Raw genomic sequence first — 20,442 nt, forward strand, 5'->3', positions numbered from 1 at the left:
AAGATGAAGAAAAGATTTATAGTTATACCTGCACTTGTAGTACTTGGAGTAGGCGGATTTTTCTTTATGAAGTCAAGGAATGCTTCCAAGATGGATATGAGTACATTCGTATCGACGGCGGTAGTGACAAAACAGGATATTTCTTCCGAGATTTCTTCCTCGGGTACTATTACTCCTAAGGATACTTACAATATCACCGCACTTGTGTCGGGAGAGATTATTTCGGCTGATTTCAATGTGGGAGATACCGTAACCAAGGATCAGGTGTTGTATCAGTTAGATAAGTCAAGCCTTGAATCGGATATGAATTCTTCAAACAATTCACTCAATAAGGCAAGTTCAGGTTATGCCAATGCAAGCAAGGAGTATGCAAAGGCAAAGGCCGAATTTGCAGGAAATCTTTACCGCTCCACCAGAAAGGGATATATAAAGGAACTCAGTATCCAGGACGGAGATAAGATAAGCGGCGGAACCAAGCTTGCGACTATCTACAATGACAATGTGATGAATATTCGTATTCCTTTCTTAAGTGCGGAGGCCGGTAATATAACTCCCGGTATGACCGGAATATTGACACTTACTGAGACAGGTGAACAGGTTGAAGGTAAGGTGGTGTCCGTTTCAAGTATGGATCAGGCCATGGACGGCGGCAGACTTGTCCGCAATGTCACCTTTGAGGTGAACAATCCGGGCGGTCTGACAGATAAGACAACCGCAAATGCTACAGTCGGAGATATAACTTCTACAGGTGACGGAACCTTTGAGGCTTCCACAAATGTGGATATGAGTGCGGACCTTGCCGCAGGTGTGGATATTGAAAAAGTGCTTGTAAATGTAGGAGACTATGTGGAAGTAGGAACACCTATATTTAAGATGACATCAGAGAGTGCGGACAAGCTTTTAAAGACATATAAGGATGCCGTGGATACCGCACAGGGTGATGTGGATACGGCCAAGAAAGGTGTGGATACAGCCAAGAAGACTTCGGATGAATACACTATCAAATCACCTATTGCCGGAAAGGTAATCAGTAAGAATTATAAGGTCGGAGATAAGGTCGGCTCAGGCGGTGACAATAAGGCGACCACTATGGCGGTTATCTACGATATGAGTTCATATACATTCAAGATGAGTGTGGATGAGAAGGATATTACAAAGGTTCAAAGCGGTCAGAAAGTAAGAATAAAGTCCGATGCCTTCCCTGATAAAGAGTACTCGGGTACGGTGACCAATGTAAGTCTTGAGAGTACCAGCCAAAACGGTGTCTCGACCTACCCTGTTACTGTAACTCTGGATGAAACCTATGATTTGCTTCCGGGAATGAATGTAGACGGATATATCACACTTGAGTCCGCAAAGGATGCACTCACTATACCTTCAAATGCGCTTATGAGAGGCAATAAGGTATATGTAAGAGATAATTCCGCCACAGAGGCAAAGGCAGGTTCAAAAAGTGATGAGAGCGGAGCTGCAAACTCAAGCGGTGACGGACTGATTCCGGCAGGATTTAAAGAAGTTACGGTAACCACAGGTGTTATCAATTCGGATTTTGTACAGATTACTTCAGGACTTAATGAAGGTGATGAAGTCTATGTGGATGAGACCGCGGATATGAGTGTAGGTGAAACCGGTGCTGACGGAATGCCTGCAGACGGCGGCGGAGCCGGAGCAGAAGGAGCCGGAGCCGGAGCCGGAGCTGAAGGAGCCGGTGCAGGTGCTGAAGGAGCCGGCGGAGCGGACGCAGGCGGTGCAGATGCGGGAGCCGGAGGTCAGTAATGGAAAAACTTATCCAAATGATTGATATTCGAAAAGAGTACAAGATGGGTGATGAGACGGTCTATGCCAATGACGGCATTACGCTGGATATTGATAAGGGTGAGTTCGTAGCGATAGTCGGAAAGTCGGGATCGGGAAAGTCCACTCTTATGAATATCATAGGAGCATTGGATGTGCCGACTTCAGGTACTTATCTTCTGGGCGGAAAGGATGTAGGTAAGATGAGTGACAATCAGCTTGCGGATATTAGAAACAAGATGATCGGATTTGTCTTCCAGCAGTACAATCTTTTGCCCAGAATGAATATACTTGAAAATGTGGAATTGCCGCTTTTGTATGCACATGTACCGACACATGAGAGAGAAAAAAGAGCTTTGGAGGCGCTTGAAAAGGTGGGCTTGGCAGAAAAGGCAAACCAGATGCCCAAGCAGCTTTCAGGAGGACAGCAGCAAAGAGTGAGTATTGCAAGAGCTCTTGCCGCCAATCCTTCTCTTATACTTGCAGATGAGCCTACAGGAGCCCTTGATTCAAAGACAAGCCGTCAGGTACTGGACTTCTTTAAGAAGATTCATGAAGAGGGAAATACGGTTATTATGATTACACATGATAATTCAATCGCCATTGAGGCGAAGAGAGTCATTAGAATAGCGGACGGCAAAATAAATTTTGATGGAAGTAGTGAAGATTATGCTGCAATCATTTAAACTTGCGATAAAGAGTATTATTGCGAATAAGATGAGATCATTCCTTACCATGCTTGGACTTATAATAGGTGTGTCGGCAGTAGTTATACTGGTAAGTGTAATGATGGGATATATGAACAATATGGTGAAGTCCTTTATGGATATGGGAGCCAATACTATAAGCGTCAGCCTTGTAAATTCGCCGGCAAGACAGGCAAGTATTGATCAGATGTATGATTTTTTCAATGAGAACAGGAATGTATTTTCGGAGATGAGCCCACAGGTAGGTGTAAGCGGTACTATAAAGGTGGGAACTACCAAGTCCACAAGCACCACGGTAAGCGGTGTAAGCGAATACTATAGTAAGATGAAAAACTACAAGCTTGAAAAGGGAAGAAATCTCTCATATGCGGATATGATATCAAGGCAAAAGGTAGTTGTAATAGGCTATTATGTGGCTTTGAAGCTTTTCGGCTCACCGAAGGAAGCTTTGGGTCAGATTATAAAGATAAACGGTTCGGCGTTCACAGTCGTGGGTGTTGTGGAAAGGCAGGATAAAAAGCAGTTGTCGGCCAGAGGAAATGACGACTTTGCACTGATGCCTTACTCCACTGCAGGACAGTTAAACGGTACTTCGGTACCTGATACTTACACATTTGCTACTGTGGATACTAAGGTAAGCGATAAGGCTGTGACTCTTTTGAAAGATTTTTTAAAGACCATTTATACACAAAAGGAAACATATTTTGTGGAGTCTATGAGCCAGATGCTTAGTGAAATAAATGTTCAGCTGGCACTTATGAGTACCATTATCGGAGCTATAGCAGGTATATCACTCCTTGTGGCAGGTGTTGGTGTTATGAATATTATGCTGGTTTCTGTAACTGAGAGAACAAGAGAGATAGGTATCAGAAAGGCGCTTGGAGCCAGAAAAGGTGTTATAATGCAGCAATTTGTTATTGAGGCATTGGTTACAAGTACATTGGGAGGCTCTGTAGGTATTTTGCTTGGCTGTATAGTCAGTCCTACTATAGGCAATATTATGGGAATGAGTTCACCTGCAAACTTTAATGCTGTAATTATTTCTTTCAGTGTATCCGTAGCTATAGGTCTTATATTCGGCTATATGCCTGCTATGAGAGCTGCAAGTCTTAATCCTATAGATGCGCTTAGAAGCGAATAAATTTTTACTCGGGGGAGCCCCCGAGTTTTTTATTTCAGTAAATATATGATAAATTTTGTAGACATAGGCTTTATATTGTGCTTTAGATAGTAAAATTTAATATAAATTATATTGGCTAATCTACTTATATAAGATATACTAAAGAAATGAAGAAATTTTTTTATACATTGTGGGTGTGTTTATACCCTATAATTATTTATTCGGCAGTACAGCTTATGATAATGATTGTGGCTATGGTTGCATTTATGGTGTCAGGAGTGACGGCATATGATAAGCTGTTGGATTCAGTGATTCCGTATCTATTACCGCTTACCGCGGTGAGCGCCGTGATTACATTTGTACCTATGATACTGTTTTATTATTTCGATAAGAAAAAAGGCAGGGGCTTTACAGAGAGCAATGCAAAGCCGTTAGACTTTTTGATGGCTGCTTTAGGAGGAGCGGGAATTGCGATAGTACTCAATGTAATTATAGGCATCAGCGGACTTGCAAACTTAGATAAAAGTTTTATGGAAGTAAGCGAGGCTATATCAAGTCCGCCATTTCCTGTTATTTTGCTTTGTGCAGGTGTGATAGCTCCGATAATAGAGGAACTTATATTCAGAGGTTTGGTATTCAACAGAATAAAATACAATTACAATGCTGTAGCGGCAATAATTATATCCTCAATAGCATTCGGTATTTATCACGGAAATCTGACACAGGGTGTATATGCAACTCTTCTGGGACTTTGTCTGGCATATGTATACAATAAGACCGGGAACCTGCTTGTGCCTATATGTATACATATAAGTGCGAATGTGATAGTGAATTTTTATGGTAAGCTCAGTGAGAACTTCGATACGGTAACGAAGTTTTTGGAGTCGGCAGCGATATTTATGGTAGTTCTGTTGCTTTGCCTGATATTTGCCATAATAGGAATTATATATTTTATAAGAAGAAAGGTTAAACAATGAAAGTTTTAAGTATAGCAGTACCTTGCTTTAATTCGGCGGAGTATATGAGAAAGTGCATAGATTCTTTGCTTGTAGGTAAGGATGATGTGGAGATACTTATTGTCAATGACGGTTCAAATAAGGATGATACGGCCAAGATAGCAGACGAGTATGAGAAGAAGTATCCTACCATATGTAAGGCGATTCACAAGGAAAACGGCGGACACGGTGACGCCGTTATGTTCGGACTTAGAGCCGCAACAGGTGAGTTTTTCAAGGTGGTTGACTCTGATGACTATCTGGATAAGAAGTCTTTTTTAGAAGTACTCAACAAGTTAAAAGAGTTTATCAGAGACAAGGAAAATATTGATATGCTGCTTTGTAACTTTGTGTATGACAAGGTGGGAGTAAAGAAGAAAAAAGTAATGACTTACAAGAGGAATTTACCTGTGAATAAGAAGTTTGAATGGGAGGATATAAAGCCTTTCCATACAGGACAGTATATCCTGATGCACTCTGTAATATACAGAAGAGAGCTTTTGATTGAGAACGGGCTTGATTTGCCGAAGCATACATTCTATGTTGACAATATCTTTGTATATCAGCCTTTAAAGGCGGTGAAGGATATCTATTATATGGATGTCAATCTGTACAGATATTATATAGGCAGAGAAGATCAGTCTGTAAACGAGCAGGTTATGATCGGCAGGATAGACCAGCAGATAAGAGTAACCAAGCTTATGCTTGACGCCTTCAATCCTTATGATGTTGTCAATAAGAAGCTTAGGAAGTATCTTATAAGCTATCTTGAGATAATGATGGTAATATCTTCAATACTTGCCATCCTCTCAAAAGACGAGGAGAATCTGAAAAAGAAAGATGAGCTGTGGAACTATCTTAAAGACCACAACCCGAGACTTTACAGAAGAATAAGGAGAGGTGCACTGGGTCAGGCTATGAACCTTCCGGGCAAGGTCGGAAGAAGTATTGCAGTAGCAGGATATAGAATAGCCAATAAACTTTACGGATTTAACTAAGCGTTTATAGGGGCTTGCAGGGTGTAGAAAAAACTTAAAAAAATTTAAAATAATGCTTGACATATAGTGGGATTTTTTATATACTTACAGAGCGTTGAACGCGACGGGATCTTAGCTCAGCTGGGAGAGCATCTGCCTTACAAGCAGAGGGTCACAGGTTCGAGCCCTGTAGGTCCCATTTTTTCATGCAAAGCATGAATTTAATATATGGCGATGTAGCTCAGTTGGCTAGAGCATACGGTTCATACCCGTAGTGTCGAGAGTTCGAATCTCCCCATCGCTATTTTTTCCATTTTGTCCCGACCTATTGTCGGGGCCTTTTTTTATAAATTTTAATATTATGAAAAAGCCGACCTATAACATCATATTATAAGCCGGCTTATTTTTTTAAATTACTTTATCTCAAAACCGAAGTATCTTACTGCATTGTTAAATGAGATATTTTCTACAAGTTCCTTAAGTGCCTTGTCATCATTAGGATATTGTCCGCTCTCTACCCACTCGCCTACAAGCTGGCAAAGTATTCTTCTGAAGTAATCATGTCTGGTATATGAGAGGAATGAACGGGAGTCTGTAAGCATACCGTTGAAGTTACCGAAACATCCGAGAGCCGCAAGTGATTTCATCTGAGCTCTCATTCCCTCATAGTGATCGTTGAACCACCAAGCCGAACCCTGTTGAACCTTGCCTACAGCGCTTGAGTCCTGGAAACATCCTATGATTGTACCGATAGCGGCATCATCATTAGGATTCAGAGAGTAAAGGATTACCTTCGGAAGCTCATCTGTTAAAGTGAGAGCGTCCAAAAAGTTTGCAAGCTGATCTGCCGGAGCATATCCGCTGATAGAATCAAAGCCTGTATCAGGACCTAGCTTGTCAAACATCGCGGTATTGTTGTTTCTCTTACAACCGAAGTGTAGCTGCATTACCCAGTTAAGCCTGTGGTACTCTCTGCCAAGGAAAAGAAGAAGAGCGGTCTTATACTGATACTGTTCTGTAAGACTTATATCATCACCTGCAAGCTTCTTTTTCATTATTGCATCAATGGCGGCGTCATCAGCCGGGTAGTAATATACAAAGTCAACGCCGTGGTCTGAAACCGAGCAGCCGTTTTCGTTGAAGAAATCAAGTCTGTTTTTAAGAGCAAGCTTCAGACTTTCAAAGTCTTTTACAGATACACCGCTGACGCTTGAAAGCTTTTGTATATACTCATTGTAGTCTGTCTTTTCGATATTTGTAGCCTTATCAGGTCTCCAGGCAGGAAGTACACTAAATCCTAAATCGACTACTTCTCTAAGCTTGATATGCCACTCAAGAGAGTCTATAGGGTCGTCGGTTGTGCATATAACTTTTACATTTGAGCTTCTTATGATATTTCTTACGCTGAGTTCATCACTTGAGAGCTTTTCCTTTGTAAGGTTCCAAACTTCATCTGCGGTCTCAGGGCATAAATGACCTGTGTAGCCGAAGTATTTTTGCAGCTCAAGATGTGACCAGCTGTAGAGAGGATTACCTATAAGCTTAGGCATAGTGGCAGCCCATGCGTCAAACTTCTCTCTATCGGTAGATTCATTTCCGGTTATAAGCTTTTCAGGCACACCGTTTGATCTGATCTGACGCCATTTGTAGTGGTCACCTCCAAGCCAAACCTGTGTGATATTGTCAAATTTTTTGTCTTCATATATTTCCTGCGGATTGATATGACAGTGATAGTCAACTATCGGCATCTTTTCTGCGTAGTCATGATAAAGATGTTTTGCTGTTTTTGTATCAAGTAAAAAATCCTGATCCATAAAATTTTTCATGTTAACCTCCTTAGCCAAACGGCTGTATAAAGTAAAATTTATAAATAACTACATACAGTAGCCATATATCAATAAGTCTGCTTAGAAAAATTCTAAGCCTTAAAAGTATCTCTTTCAATAATCACAGGCTCAAATACTCTGATATTTTCAGGCGTTTGCCCGTCAAATACCTCTAAAAGAGTATTTACACTGTGACTGCAAAGATCAAAGAGCCTTGAGTCTACAGTGGTAAGTTCAGGGTATGAGACCTTTGAAAAAATCGAATTATCATATCCTATTATAGACAAGTCTTCAGGTACAGAAATATTATTTTGCTTTGCAAACTTCAGTGTAATCATTGCCAAGAAATCATCACTTGCAATTATACCGTCGGGGATAAAATTCTCCTCACTGAATTTAAAAAGTGCCGACAGAATACACTCTATATCGTTTTCCGTACATAAAAGATCGGCAAAAAGGGTACCTGAATGTTCGTACTCTTTACATACATTCATAAATCCGTCAAGTTTTCTTTTGGCGGACTGCGATGTGGAGTTATAAAGAAAAAGCAGTTTTCTTTTTCCGGCTTTGTATAACATATTTGCACATTTTTTTGTGGCGTTAAAGTCGTCATAGTATGAGCAATATATGTTCTCACCTTTTAAAGAGCCGTTTATCAAAAGTATTGGCAGGGATTTTGCAGTGTTTTTTATAAGATTTTTGTTATCTCTTGAAGATATGTATTTTGAGCCAATCATAATGACGGCATCCACACTTTTTGAGATAAGTATATCCATATATTTTTTCAGATTCTTCGTATCATAGCCGCTGCAACATAAAAGTGAGTCGTAACCGTTTTTACGAAGCATTTTTTCAAAGCAGGACAATGCTCCGGCTACATAGATATCTGAAGGGTCTGAGCAAAGTATACCTATAGTCTTCATAGTATTAAGTCCAAGCCCTCTTGCAAAGACATTAGGAGTAAAACCAAGCTCATCCACTATATCCAAAACCTTTTTCCTTGTTTTCTCACTTACCTTAGGGCTGTTGTTGATGACTCTTGAAACCGTGGCTATAGAGACATTTGCCCTGTTTGCAATATCATATATATTCATAATCCTCCAAGACCGTACAGTAAAGTCTGTAAAAGTATAAATTCACAGCTTTTACTATACAAGCATATCTGCGTCTTGACAAGCTGTAAAAATCCCTTGTATAATGCGATTGTAAACGCTTACATTTATTATAAGCTTAATACTGAAATTTGGCAAGGAGTAAGAGATGGATTATATCAAAATCAATGATTCGGATAATGTATGTGTGGCACTGAATGCATTGAAGGCCGGAGAAAAAATCACTATAGGGAATGAAAGTGTGGTGACAAACAGTGATATTCCGGCAGGGCATAAGGTGGCATTAAAGGATATAGGTGCAGGTGAAGATATTATCAAGTACGGAAACAGAATAGGTCTGGCAAAAGAAGATATAAAGGCCGGAGACCATGTACATACCCACAATATAAAGACGGCTCTTGGAGATCTTTTGGAATACAAGTATGTTCCGAAGATAAAGGAGATAAAAGAGACGTCCCATGAGAGCTTTATGGGATTTAGGAGAGCGAACGGCAAGGTGGGAGTAAGAAATGAGATATGGATTATTCCTACTGTGGGCTGTGTCAACAATATAGCACAGGCCATTGAAAGAAGAGCAAAGTCTCTTATAAAGGGTAGCGTTGAGGATGTTATAGCGTTTGTACATCCTTACGGTTGCTCACAGATGGGAGACGATCAGGAAAATACAAGAAAGATTCTTGCAGATATGATAAATCATCCTAATGCCGGAGGTGTGCTTGTGCTTGGACTTGGTTGTGAAAACTCAAATATTCCTGTGTTGAAGGACTATCTTGGAGATATAGATGAAAGCAGGGTAAAGTTCCTTATCTCACAAGAGGTGGAAGATGAGATAGAAACAGGAATTTCACTTGTAGAAGAACTTATAAACAATATAGCCGATGAAAAGAGAGAAGAAATAGATGCAAGCGAGCTTATTATCGGGATGAAATGCGGAGGTTCGGATGGACTTTCAGGTATCACGGCAAATCCTATAGTCGGAGAGTTCTCCGATATCCTTATTTCAAAGGGCGGAAGTACAATACTTACAGAAGTACCTGAGATGTTCGGAGCTGAGACACTTCTTATGGAGAGGTGTAAGGACAGAGAGACTTTTGAAAAGACTGTGGCTCTTATAAATGATTTTAAGATGTATTTTAAAAATCATAATCAGACTATATATGAAAATCCTTCTCCGGGAAATAAGGCGGGCGGTATATCAACACTTGAGGACAAGTCACTCGGATGTACACAGAAGTCGGGAAGTGCCAAGGTGGTTGATGTGCTTTCTTATGGCGAAACTTTAAAGACAAAGGGCTTAAATTTGCTCTCTTCACCGGGAAATGACCTTGTTGCGGCTACAGCTCTTGCAATGAGCGGTGCACATATAGTATTATTCACCACAGGAAGAGGAACACCATTTGCATCACCTGTGCCGACTTTAAAGATTGCCACCAATTCAAGACTGGCAAAGGCTAAGGGAAACTGGATTGACTTTAATGCTGGCAGGATGATAGAAGATAAGTCAAAGGACGAGTTGGCAAACGATTTATTCAAATTGGTATTGGAGGTTGCAAGTGGTAAGAAGGTGAAGTCTGAAATCGCAGGATTCCATGACTTTGCAATCTTTAAACAGGGAGTAACGCTTTAATGAAAATAAATCGCACAACAGAAAGAAGTGTAAAGATACTTGAGCTTGTAGCCAAGGCAAATGACGGACTTGATATGGATGAAATCTGTGAGAAGCTCGCTATACCGAGGACGAGTTGCTATGATATTTTGGTGACTTTGGTACATATGGGAATGCTTGAGGTAAGTACAGGTACAAAGAGAAACTATAAGATAGGATTGAATGCATACAGGATCGGAATGAGCTATACAAATAACAGAAATATATCTGAGATTATAGATCCTGCACTGAAGGAGCTGTCAAAAGAACTGAAAAAGACCTGTTTTTTCGGAGTATTGGAAGGGACAAAAATTGTGTATATATCAAAGTTTGAACCTGAGAATCCGATAATAACCACAGCCACCATAGGAACAAGAAATCCGGTGTACAGCACTTCTTTGGGTAAGGCGATATTAAGCACAATGAGTGATGAACAAATAAGGGAGATAACAAAAGACATCGAGTTTAAGCAGGCTACAAGATTTACACTTAAAGGCGTGGATGAGCTGATTGAAAACATAAATATTGTAAGGAGCAGAGGTTTTGCACTTGATGAGAGAGAGGTGGAAGAGCATATGGAATGTGTCGGAGTACCTGTCTTCAATGAAAAAAGAGAGTGCATAGGTGCCATATCGGCGTCAAGTCTTTACAGAAAAGATGAGGACTATATTGCTCTTGGAAATACACTGAAAGAAAGAGCTTTTAAAATATCAAAATCTTTAGGCTATATGCCTTGACAAGACTTGGAAAGTTAATTACAATCAAATTATCGCAAATATGAATACAGATTCGTATATACGAATAATATAAAATTGTAAAAGTTATATTATTATGGAGGTTGAAATGAGAAAAGAACAGGTTCTTACAAGAATGAAAGAAGATTGTTTGGTTGCCGTTGTTCGCGCGAAGAACAAGGAGCAGGGCGAGAAGGTAATAGATGCTATAGTTGCAGGCGGCATCAATTTTATCGAGATTACAATGACTATGGATGAGGGCAATCCTGTAGAGTTCATACAGTTTATGGCTGATAAGTACAGAAATAACGACAAGGTGGTTATAGGTGCAGGTACCGTGCTTGACCCTGAGACGGCAAGAGCGGTAATCCTTGCAGGTGCAAACTATGTGGTAAGTCCGGGACTTAACGTAGAGACAATCAAGCTCTGCAACAGATACAGAATTCCTATGCTTCCGGGTGTTATGTCACCTACAGAGGCTATTACAGCACTTGAAGCAGGATGCGATATTATAAAGGTATTCCCGGGAAATGTTGTAGGACCGGGTGCAATAAGCTCATTTAAGGGACCTCTTCCACAGGGAGATTTCATGCCGAGCGGCGGTGTGGACGTTGACAATGTAGACAAGTGGATTAAGGCGGGTGCTTGTGCGGTAGGTACAGGTTCATCGCTTACAAAGGGAGCAAAAACAGGAGACTTTGCGGCGGTAACTGCAAAGGCAAGAGAGTTCGTAGAGGCTGTAGCGGCAGCAAGAAAATAGTATTGGAGAAATTATGGCAAAGATAGTTACAATGGGAGAGATAATGCTCAGATTATCAACTCCGAACAATGAGAAGTTTATTCAGGCGGATGAGTTCGATATCAACTATGGAGGCGGTGAGGCAAATGTTGCCGTTTCACTTGCAAACTATGGACATGAAGCGGATTTTGTAAGTGCGTTACCTAAGAATCCTATAGGTGATGCGGCTATTGCAACTCTTCGCAAGTATAATGTAGGAACGAAGCATATATCAAGAAGCGGTGAGAGAGTGGGTATCTACTTCCTTGAAACAGGTTCAGCGATGAGAGCTTCAAATGTAGTATATGACAGAGCACATTCTTCTATTTCTACAGCTAAGGTGGATGAATTTGACTTTGATGAGATTTTCAAAGATGCGGATTGGTTCCATTTTACAGGTATTACACCTGCAGTTTCAGACAGTGCGGCAGAGCTTACAGAGGCTGCTCTTAAGGCTGCCAAGAAGGCCGGAGTTACAGTATCTGTAGACCTAAACTTCAGGAAGAAACTCTGGTCATCAGAGAAAGCAAAGAAAATAATGACAAATCTTATGCAGTATGTAGATGTATGTATCGGTAATGAAGAGGACGCCGAGAAGGTTCTCGGATTTAAGCCGGGCAACACAGATGTTACAGCAGGAGAACTTGAGCTTAACGGATATGTGGATATCTTCAATCAGATGTGTGATCAGTTTAAGTTTAAATATGTTATAAGCTCACTTCGTGAGAGCTTCTCAGCTTCTAACAATGACTGGTCTGCTTGTATCATGGACGGAAGCACAAGAGAGTTCTATCACTCAAAGAAATACCATGTAACTCCGATCGTAGACAGAGTCGGCGGCGGTGATTCATTTGCAGCAGGAGTTATCTGCGGACTTTGCGATAAGAAAGACTTTAAGTCGGCACTTGAATTTGCTGTAGCGGCTTCAGCACTTAAGCATACAATCCCGGGAGATTTCAACCTTGTAACAAGAGAAGATGTTGAGAGCCTTGCAGGCGGAGACGGCTCGGGTAGAGTACAAAGATAATCAAAGTTTATATGTATTTTCCTATAAAAAGGAGTCGGCGAGTTGCCGGCTCTGTTTTTATTGGATCTTTCTCTTTTTTAGTGTCACTTCTGTGACATATATTCATGTTGAATAACTATATTCCCTACAGTTTCAGTATTACTTAATGATGATTAGATAATCAATGGAGAAGTGGTTAGAGTATATCTTCGGAGGATTAAGAGTTTTTATGAAAATATGACAATGTATGTCCGGTTATTGTGATATAATAATTATAGGAGATGTTAAGACGATGAAAGATAATAGGCTGTTTAGGATACTATATTATATTCTGGAAAAGGGAAAAGTCACAGCAAGCGAACTTGCTGATAAATTTGAGGTATCAGTTAGAACAATTTATAGAGATATTGACTCTATCAGTAGTGCCGGTATTCCCATCTATGCGTTGCAAGGAAAGGGCGGCGGAATAGAAATTGCTGAGGATTTTGTGCTTAGTAAATCATTGCTGTCTGAAAATGAGAAACAGCAAATTATGTCAGCTCTTCAAGGATTGGATAATACCGCAATACAGCATGAGAATGAGCTTCTAACAAAACTTTCCGCACTCTTTAAAATGAAAAATACCGGTTGGATAGAGGTTGATTTTAATAATTGGCAAAACAATAAGCTGTATGAACAAACGTTTAATGATATTAAATCTGCAATTTTAAGTAAAAACATTATTTCATTCACATATTTTAGCAGTAATGAAAAAGAAACAAGTAGAAGAGTTAAACCCGTTAGACTACTTTTCAAGAGTCAGGACTGGTATCTATATGCTTTCTGTTTACTTAGAAATGATTTTAGATATTTCAAATTGTCCCGTATAAAGAATTTAGAAATCCATACTGAAAAGTTTGATGACAGCTTTGAAGATGCAATTCTCAAGAAAGAAATGCCACACGAGAACACGGTGCATATAAAAGTTAAGTTTGATCGTAAAGTTGCCTTTCGAGTATATGATGAGATAAACGGAGAAATCATAGAAGATAATGATGGAAATTTATATTCGGAAATAGAAATAACGAATGACTATAACCTATACAATTATATTTTTTCTTTCGGGGATGGAGCGGAAGTATTAGAACCGAAAGAGATACGAATGCAGATTAAAGAAATGATAAATAAAATGGCAGAAAAATATATAATATGACAAATGGTGTCAAGTATACTCCTGTATAATAAAATTAACCAATTGTAAAGGGAGGACCTGATAATGAAATATGAGTGGAGAAAACAAGAAAAGAATATTTATGGCGTAAAGCAAAAACCTGTCATTGTAGAAGTGCCAAAGCAAAAATTTATTTTGGTAAAAGGTAAAGGAAATCCGAATGAAGTAGATTTTTCAGATAGAATATCCGCTTTATATTCTCTTGCTTATGCCATTAAAATGTTGTTTAAAAATTCAATGAAAAATAAAACTGATAACGAGATTGCAGATTTTACGGTATATCCACTAGAGGGATTTTGGAAAAAAGTAAATGGAGAAGAGCTTGATAAAAATAAACTGGAATACACATTGATGATTAAACAACCTGATTTTATTACACAAGAGATATTCACAAAGGCGCTTGAGAATATAAAAAAGAAAAAGCCTAACGCATTGTATGATGAGATGAGTTTTAGAGAAATAGAAGAGGGTAAATCCATTCAGATTTTACATGTTGGAAGTTATGATGAGGAGCCAAAATCATTTGAACAGATGAATGAATTTGCAAGAAAACTTAATCTTAGAAGAATAGGTGATTTTCATAAAGAAATATATTTAAGTAATAAAAACAGGACAACAGAAGAAAAACAAAAAACCATATTAAGATATTCAGTGAAATAGGAGGAATTTATTATGCCAAGACCAACGACAAAAAATGATTTAATGACTGCTGCTAAGGGAAACTATGAAAAGTTAAATTTACTTATTTCAAAGATGACAGAGGAAGAGTTAAACACACCGTTTGATTTTTCAAAAGATGAAAAGAAAAAAGAAGCGCATTGGAGAAGAAAAACCATTTTTGCCTGAACCATATAACTGGAAAACTTATGGAGATATGAATGTGGAATTTTGGAAGAAACATCAAAATACTTCTCTTGAAGACGCAATTAAAATGGTTCATAAATCACATAGTGATGTATTAGCGTTAGCTGAAAAATTTACAAATGAAGAACTCTTTTCAAAAGGTATTTATAAATGGGTCGGAGGAAGTGTGTGAATAAAATAGTTTATAGCCACTGCACCGGATTGGTGTGGTGGCTATTTTAAAGTTTTATAACATCTCCAACCAATTCTGTTGTGAATGAAGAATTCTATGGATTTGTACAGTCTTACTATCTTCAAAAACTTTATAAAAGATAACGTAATTCTTAACAATACACTTTCTAAAACCTTTACTATTCAAATAAGCATCATCTGACAGATTAAAACGGTATGGTAAAGTTGATAATGAAGATAAAGAGTTTTCTACTTCATCAAGTAGTTCTAATGCTGTGGATGGTGAACCCAGGTTGTGAGAGATATAATGTAATATATTTTTTATATCACGGTGATAATTTTCTGAAACAATAAGTCTATACTGTTCCATTATTTAATCCCTCTCGAAGACATTTCATAGACTCCTCAAAACTTAATGTACGACCGTTTGAAAAGTCATCTTCGCTTTGTTCCAGAAGCCTATATAGTTCATATTTACTTGTTAGTTTATTATATAAGTCAATGCTCATAACGGCTAAGTCACCTCGACCGTTTTTGGTAATAAATATAGGTTCGTTTGTGTTATGACAAAATGTGGAGATATCATTGTAGCTGTTACGTAAGTCTGTACTGGATTTGATTATCGGCATAAAACCTCCTTTCTAAAGAAATTATAATATTATTTTTTTAGAAACTCAATGATTAAAAGAATAAAATTTGAAATATCATATTGACAAAAAAATAACAATATAGTATCATTTAACTATGTTAAAAAAATAACGAAATATATTTTATTATGTCGGAGGAAATATGGCAGATAAGAATTTTATTGTGGATAACATCGACAATTTGAGCATCAAAATGAAAGAACTGAAAGAGGCTCAAAGAGAATTTGCGACCTATTCTCAGGAACAGGTGGATAAAATATTCTATGAGGTGGCTATGGCTGCCAACAAGGCAAGATTTGAGCTTGCAAAGATGGCTGTAGAAGAGACGGGAATGGGCGTCTTGGAGGATAAGGTTATCAAAAATCACTATGCGGTAGAGTATATCTACAACGCATATAAGGACACAAAGACCTGCGGTGTGATTGAAGAGGACGATATATTCGGAATAAAGAAAATAGCTGAGCCTATAGGTGTTATAGCTGCCGTTATTCCTACTACAAATCCTACATCAACAGCTATATTCAAGATACTTTTGGCACTTAAGACAAGAAACGCCATTATCATAAGCCCGCACCCGAGAGCAAAAAACTGTACAAACTATACTGCAAAATTTCTTTTGGAAACAGCCGTAAAAGCAGGTGCTCCAAAGAACATAATAGGTTGGATTGATGTACCTTCACTTGAACTTACAAACGAAGTAATGCATGAGGCTGATATCATACTTGCTACAGGCGGTCCGGGAATGGTTAAGTCCGCATACTCATCAGGAAAGCCTGCAATAGGTGTAGGTGCCGGAAATACTCCTGTAATTATTGACGAAACGGCAGATATCAAGATGGCTGTAAATTCAATAATACACTCAAAGACATTTGATAACGGAATGATTTGTGCTTCAGAGCAGTCTGTTACCGTAATGGAGAGCATATATAATGAAGTAAAAAAAGAGTTCGCTTACAGAGGTTGTTATTTCCTGAAGAAAGATGAACTTGATAAGGTCAGAAAGACTATAATAATAGGCGGTTCTTTAAATGCAAAGATAGTAGGACAGCCTGCATATAAGATTGCAGAGATGGCAGGAGTAAGCGTGCCTGAAAATACAAAGATTCTTATCGGTGAAGTTGAATCTGTAGATATAAGTGAAGAGTTTGCACATGAGAAGCTTTCACCTGTACTTGCAATGTATAAGGCAAAGACATTTAATGAAGCCGTTGCAAAGGCTGAAAGACTTGTTGCTGACGGCGGTTACGGTCATACATCAGGTATCTATATAGATGTTAACGAAAAAGAGAAGCTTAATATACATCAGAATGCAATGAAGACTTGCAGAATTCTTGTAAATACACCTGCATCACATGGCGGTCTCGGAGATTTGTATAACTTTAAGCTGACACCTTCACTTACACTTGGCTGCGGTTCATGGGGCGGAAACTCCGTTTCGGAGAATGTAGGCGTTAAGCATCTTATAAATATAAAAACTGTAGCACAAAGGAGAGAGAACATGTTGTGGCTTAGAACTCCTGAAAAGGTATATTTCAAGAGAGGCTGTCTGCCTGTAGCACTTGATGAGCTTGGAAATGTAATGCATAAGAAGAGAGCGTTTATTGTAACGGATACATTCCTTTATAAGAACGGATATACGGATGTTATAACAAACAAGCTTGATGAGATGGGTATAAGATATTCATGCTTCTTTGATGTAACTCCGGACCCTACACTTCAGTGTGCAAGAGAAGGTGTGAAGGCGATGACAGCTTTTGAGCCTGATGTAATCATAGCACTTGGTGGCGGTTCGGCTATGGATGCCGCAAAGATAATGTGGGTAATGTATGAGCATCCTGAAGTTAACTTTGAAGATATGGCAATGGACTTCATGGATATCAGAAAGAGAGTATATAAGTTCCCTAAGATGGGCGAGAAGGCATATTTTGTGGCAATACCTACATCATCAGGTACAGGTAGTGAGGTTACTCCTTTTGCCATCATTACAGATAAAGATACAGGAATAAAGTGGCCTATAGCGGATTATGAAATCCTCCCGAATATGGCAATCGTTGATGTAAACAATATGATGGATCAGCCTAAGGGACTTACAGCGGCATCGGGAATTGACGTCCTTACACATGCTCTTGAGGCATATGTATCTATAATGGCTACAGATTATACTGACGGACTTGCTTTAAGAGCGATGAAGCTTGTATTTGATTATCTGCCTTCAGCATATGAAAACGGAAGTGCGGACCCGATTGCAAGAGAGAAGATGGCTGACGCTTCATGTCTTGCAGGTATGGCTTTTGCAAATGCATTCCTCGGTGTAAACCACTCAATGGCACATAAGCTCGGTGCATTCCACCATATAGCACACGGACTTGCAAATGCGGTAATACTTACAAGGGTTATGAGATACAATGCATCTGATGTACCTACAAAAATGGGTACATTCCCGCAGTATGAATATCCTAAGGCAAAAGCAAGATATGTTGAGGCTGCAAAGTACTGTGGTGTAACCGGAAAGAATGATGACGAGATATTTGAAAACTTTATAAAGAAAATAGAAGAGTTGAAGAAATTCATAGGGGTTAAAGAGACAATAGCACTCTACGGAGTAGAAGAGAAATACTTCTTGGATACATTGGACGAGATGAGTGAGCAGGCATTCAACGATCAGTGTACTGCTGCAAATCCGAGATATCCGCTTATAAGCGAGATCAAAGAGCTGTATTTAGACGCTTATTACGGCAGATAATACCTATTGGAAAGGAGATTGATTATGGATTTGACAAACAAAAAGCTTATTGTAGAGAGAAAGCATAAGAAGGTATATGAAACAAGAGATTGTATTATAAAGGCATTCAGTGGCGAGCATCCAAAGTCTGATGTATTTAACGAGGCACTCAATCAGGCAAGAATAGAAGAGACAGGGCTTAATGTTCCGAAGGTGCTGGCTGTAGAGGCGATGGATGACGGATGGGCAATCATAATGTCAAAGAAAAACGGAAAGACATTGAAAGAGATTATGGAGTCGGACAAGGACAATATAAGAAAGTATATGGATATGTTTGTGGATATTCAGCTTGATATAAACACCAAGTCGTCACCGCTTCTTAACAGAATGAACCTTAAATTCAGCAGACAGATAAATGAGTTGAAGGAACTTAATGCAACCATTAGATATGAGCTTTTAACCAGACTTGACGGAATGAAAAAGCATACAAAGATTTGTCACGGGGATTTCAATCCAAGCAATGTGCTTGTGGGAGAAGATGGAGAGGTATCAATAATCGACTGGTCTCATGCCACTCAGGGAAATGCGGCTGCTGATGCTGCAAATACCTATCTCTTATTTGCACTTACAGATAAGGCTTTGGCCGATATGTATATGGATATTTACTGCGAGAAATCAGACACTGCAAAGCAATATGTACAAAAGTGGCTTTCAATAGTTGCTGCACAGAGATTGTCAAAGCATATAGAGGCTGAAAAAGAACTGTTGATGCAGTATATTGATGTGGTGGATTATTTATAGAAGTGATTTTGATGATAACCTTATAAGTGAAGGATTGTATATGATTTTATAATTGTATACAATCCTTTTTTGTGATACTATAGGTACTCAAACAGTGAAAGGAGTAAAGATTTAAATATTATAAAATGAATGAGGGAGTAACATCATCAAATTTTAAAATAGATGCACAAGAGAGAAGAAAAAAGATAATAGGCGTGTCTGTAACAGGTATTGTCACAAATCTGTTTTTGGGCGTTTTAAAGGCTGTGCTTGGTGCACTGTCAGGATCGGTTGCACTTGTCAGCGACGCTTTAAACAATATAACAGATTCGTCATCGTCACTTATCACTATAATAGGCACAAAGCTTGCAGGTAAGGCACCTGATAAGCAACATCCTTTCGGACATGGAAGAACGGAGTATCTGACAAGTCTTTTGATTGGAGGTATCGTATTTTTGACAGGTTTTCAGTCACTTATAAGTTCGGCTAAGGCGGTATTCCACAAAGAAGAAATGAGTACAGGCGTTGTGACTGTGATAATAATTATTGCAACAATTGTGGCTAAAATAATATTGGGGACATATACACAAAACAGCGGAGTAAAGTACAATTCAGGTGCACTGCAAGCTTCAGGTGCGGATGCCAAAAATGATGCAATAGTATCTGTAGTGACACTTATTTCTACAGCCGTATACATATTTACAAAGATTTCAATAGACGGTATTGCAGGTATTATTATTTCGGTATTTATTTTAAAGACTGCCTATGAAGTATTATCGGATACAATAAAGAAACTTCTCGGTGAGAGAGTGGACGGAGATATGGTTAGAGGAATAAAGGAGATAGCAAGGAGTACGGAGGGGGTTATAAATTGCTTTGACCTTATATTAAATGACTACGGTCCGGACTTCTATACCGGTTCAATAAATGTTGAAATAGAGGACAACAGAAGCATAGGAGAGATGTACCCTATCTTACATGAGGCGCAGACAAAGATTTACAATAAATATAATGTATTCCTTGTATTCGGATTTTATTCGGTGGACGTAAAAGATGAGAGATATAAAAAGATAAAGGCGTTGCTTAAAAATTATAAGGACAGTGAAAGGCATATCATTAACTATCACGGAATAGTAATTGATGAAAAAGATATGACTATATACTGTGATATTACAAGAGATTTTGATATAAAACCGGAAACTGTTATAGAAAATGTAAACAGAATATTGAAAGAGCAATTCCCGCAGTATGATATACATGTGAATATAGATACAGAATTCACAGGAGAATAGTTAAATTTCAGACAATAGGCAGTGTATAGATGATTTTGTACACCGCCTATATTTTTTGATAT

18 protein-coding genes, 2 tRNA genes and 1 pseudogene are annotated in these 20,442 nt (G+C 38.8%); 17 read left to right on the top strand and 4 right to left on the bottom strand.

Annotated features, from left to right (window positions below):
• Window positions 1–3: 3 nt before the first annotated feature.
• The 7 genes from EHW90_RS02160 to EHW90_RS02190 all read left to right on the top strand — a co-directional run bounded on the left by EHW90_RS02160 (window position 4) and on the right by EHW90_RS02190 (window position 5,897).
• Complete coding sequence (locus tag EHW90_RS02160) at window positions 4–1,776, top strand: HlyD family efflux transporter periplasmic adaptor subunit (RefSeq protein WP_124950889.1); 1,773 nt, start codon at window positions 4–6, stop codon at window positions 1,774–1,776.
• The gene (locus EHW90_RS02165; RefSeq protein WP_124950891.1) at window positions 1,776–2,480 is read left to right on the top strand and encodes an ABC transporter ATP-binding protein; all 705 of its coding nucleotides are present in this window, start codon (window positions 1,776–1,778) and stop codon (window positions 2,478–2,480) included. Before EHW90_RS02160 ends, EHW90_RS02165 begins: the two co-directional genes overlap by 1 nt.
• Complete coding sequence (locus tag EHW90_RS02170) at window positions 2,464–3,642, top strand: ABC transporter permease (protein ID WP_167456741.1); 1,179 nt, start codon at window positions 2,464–2,466, stop codon at window positions 3,640–3,642. The genes EHW90_RS02165 and EHW90_RS02170 overlap by 17 nt, the downstream gene beginning before the upstream one ends.
• Window positions 3,643–3,788: 146 nt before the next feature.
• A complete protein-coding gene (locus tag EHW90_RS02175) occupies window positions 3,789–4,598 on the top strand; it encodes a CPBP family intramembrane glutamic endopeptidase (protein ID WP_124950893.1) in 810 nt (269 codons plus the stop codon).
• Window positions 4,595–5,614, top strand: a complete 1,020-nt coding sequence (locus EHW90_RS02180) for a glycosyltransferase family 2 protein (protein WP_060930235.1) — start codon at window positions 4,595–4,597, stop codon at window positions 5,612–5,614. The genes EHW90_RS02175 and EHW90_RS02180 overlap by 4 nt, the downstream gene beginning before the upstream one ends.
• Before the next feature lie 105 nt (window positions 5,615–5,719).
• Window positions 5,720–5,792 (top strand) — tRNA-Val (locus EHW90_RS02185).
• A gap of 31 nt (window positions 5,793–5,823) precedes the next feature.
• A tRNA-Met gene (locus EHW90_RS02190) sits at window positions 5,824–5,897 on the top strand.
• Window positions 5,898–6,006: 109 nt separating this feature from the next.
• Here the strand turns inward: EHW90_RS02190 and uxaC are convergent.
• Both uxaC and EHW90_RS02200 read right to left on the bottom strand, forming a co-directional pair.
• A complete protein-coding gene (uxaC, locus tag EHW90_RS02195; protein ID WP_124950895.1) occupies window positions 6,007–7,419 on the bottom strand; it encodes a glucuronate isomerase in 1,413 nt (470 codons plus the stop codon).
• 92 nt (window positions 7,420–7,511) lie between these two features.
• On the bottom strand, window positions 7,512–8,513 hold the full coding sequence (locus EHW90_RS02200; protein ID WP_124950897.1) for a LacI family DNA-binding transcriptional regulator: 1,002 nt from the start codon (window positions 8,511–8,513) through the stop codon (window positions 7,512–7,514).
• Window positions 8,514–8,679: 166 nt separating this feature from the next.
• Here EHW90_RS02200 and EHW90_RS02205 point away from each other — a divergent pair, with 166 nt between their 5' ends.
• The 7 genes and pseudogenes from EHW90_RS02205 to EHW90_RS02235 all read left to right on the top strand — a co-directional run.
• Window positions 8,680–10,158 (top strand): UxaA family hydrolase, encoded by a 1,479-nt coding sequence (locus EHW90_RS02205; RefSeq protein WP_124950899.1) that lies wholly within the window; start codon window positions 8,680–8,682, stop codon window positions 10,156–10,158.
• Window positions 10,158–10,913, top strand: coding sequence for an IclR family transcriptional regulator (locus EHW90_RS02210; protein ID WP_124950901.1), 756 nt, complete (start codon window positions 10,158–10,160; stop codon window positions 10,911–10,913). Before EHW90_RS02205 ends, EHW90_RS02210 begins: the two co-directional genes overlap by 1 nt.
• A gap of 106 nt (window positions 10,914–11,019) precedes the next feature.
• Window positions 11,020–11,670 carry a bifunctional 2-keto-4-hydroxyglutarate aldolase/2-keto-3-deoxy-6-phosphogluconate aldolase gene (locus tag EHW90_RS02215; RefSeq protein ID WP_124950903.1) on the top strand — a complete coding sequence of 217 codons (651 nt, stop codon included), beginning with the start codon at window positions 11,020–11,022 and terminating at the stop codon, window positions 11,668–11,670.
• Between the two features lie 13 nt (window positions 11,671–11,683).
• On the top strand, window positions 11,684–12,715 hold the full coding sequence (locus EHW90_RS02220) for a sugar kinase (RefSeq protein WP_034211775.1): 1,032 nt from the start codon (window positions 11,684–11,686) through the stop codon (window positions 12,713–12,715).
• Window positions 12,716–12,986: 271 nt separating this feature from the next.
• On the top strand, window positions 12,987–13,886 hold the full coding sequence (locus tag EHW90_RS02225; RefSeq protein WP_124950905.1) for a helix-turn-helix transcriptional regulator: 900 nt from the start codon (window positions 12,987–12,989) through the stop codon (window positions 13,884–13,886).
• 63 nt (window positions 13,887–13,949) lie between these two features.
• Entirely contained in the window at window positions 13,950–14,564 is a 615-nt protein-coding gene (locus EHW90_RS02230) for a GyrI-like domain-containing protein (RefSeq protein WP_007595898.1), read from the top strand.
• Between the two features lie 12 nt (window positions 14,565–14,576).
• Window positions 14,577–14,934 (top strand): annotated as a pseudogene (locus EHW90_RS02235) (ClbS/DfsB family four-helix bundle protein); the annotation flags it as partial.
• A 60-nt stretch (window positions 14,935–14,994) separates the two neighbouring features.
• Here the strand turns inward: EHW90_RS02235 and EHW90_RS02240 are convergent.
• Window positions 14,995–15,309, bottom strand: a complete 315-nt coding sequence (locus EHW90_RS02240; RefSeq protein ID WP_124950907.1) for a type II toxin-antitoxin system RelE/ParE family toxin — start codon at window positions 15,307–15,309, stop codon at window positions 14,995–14,997.
• Window positions 15,296–15,568: a type II toxin-antitoxin system prevent-host-death family antitoxin gene (locus EHW90_RS02245; protein ID WP_124950908.1), complete on the bottom strand. Its 273-nt coding sequence runs from the start codon at window positions 15,566–15,568 to the stop codon at window positions 15,296–15,298. Before EHW90_RS02245 ends, EHW90_RS02240 begins: the two co-directional genes overlap by 14 nt.
• 160 nt (window positions 15,569–15,728) lie before the next feature.
• Here EHW90_RS02245 and adhE point away from each other — a divergent pair, with 160 nt between their 5' ends.
• The 3 genes from adhE (at window position 15,729) to EHW90_RS02260 (ending at window position 20,380) form a co-directional block, all read left to right on the top strand.
• Window positions 15,729–18,329: a bifunctional acetaldehyde-CoA/alcohol dehydrogenase gene (adhE, locus tag EHW90_RS02250; protein ID WP_124950910.1), complete on the top strand. Its 2,601-nt coding sequence runs from the start codon at window positions 15,729–15,731 to the stop codon at window positions 18,327–18,329.
• 24 nt (window positions 18,330–18,353) lie between these two features.
• Window positions 18,354–19,109 carry an aminoglycoside phosphotransferase family protein gene (locus tag EHW90_RS02255; RefSeq protein WP_124950912.1) on the top strand — a complete coding sequence of 252 codons (756 nt, stop codon included), beginning with the start codon at window positions 18,354–18,356 and terminating at the stop codon, window positions 19,107–19,109.
• 125 nt (window positions 19,110–19,234) lie between these two features.
• Entirely contained in the window at window positions 19,235–20,380 is a 1,146-nt protein-coding gene (locus EHW90_RS02260) for a cation diffusion facilitator family transporter (protein WP_124950914.1), read from the top strand.
• Window positions 20,381–20,442 lie beyond the last annotated feature (62 nt).

The organism is Lachnoanaerobaculum orale (assembly GCF_003862485.1).
Taxonomy (GTDB): domain Bacteria; phylum Bacillota; class Clostridia; order Lachnospirales; family Lachnospiraceae; genus Lachnoanaerobaculum; species Lachnoanaerobaculum orale.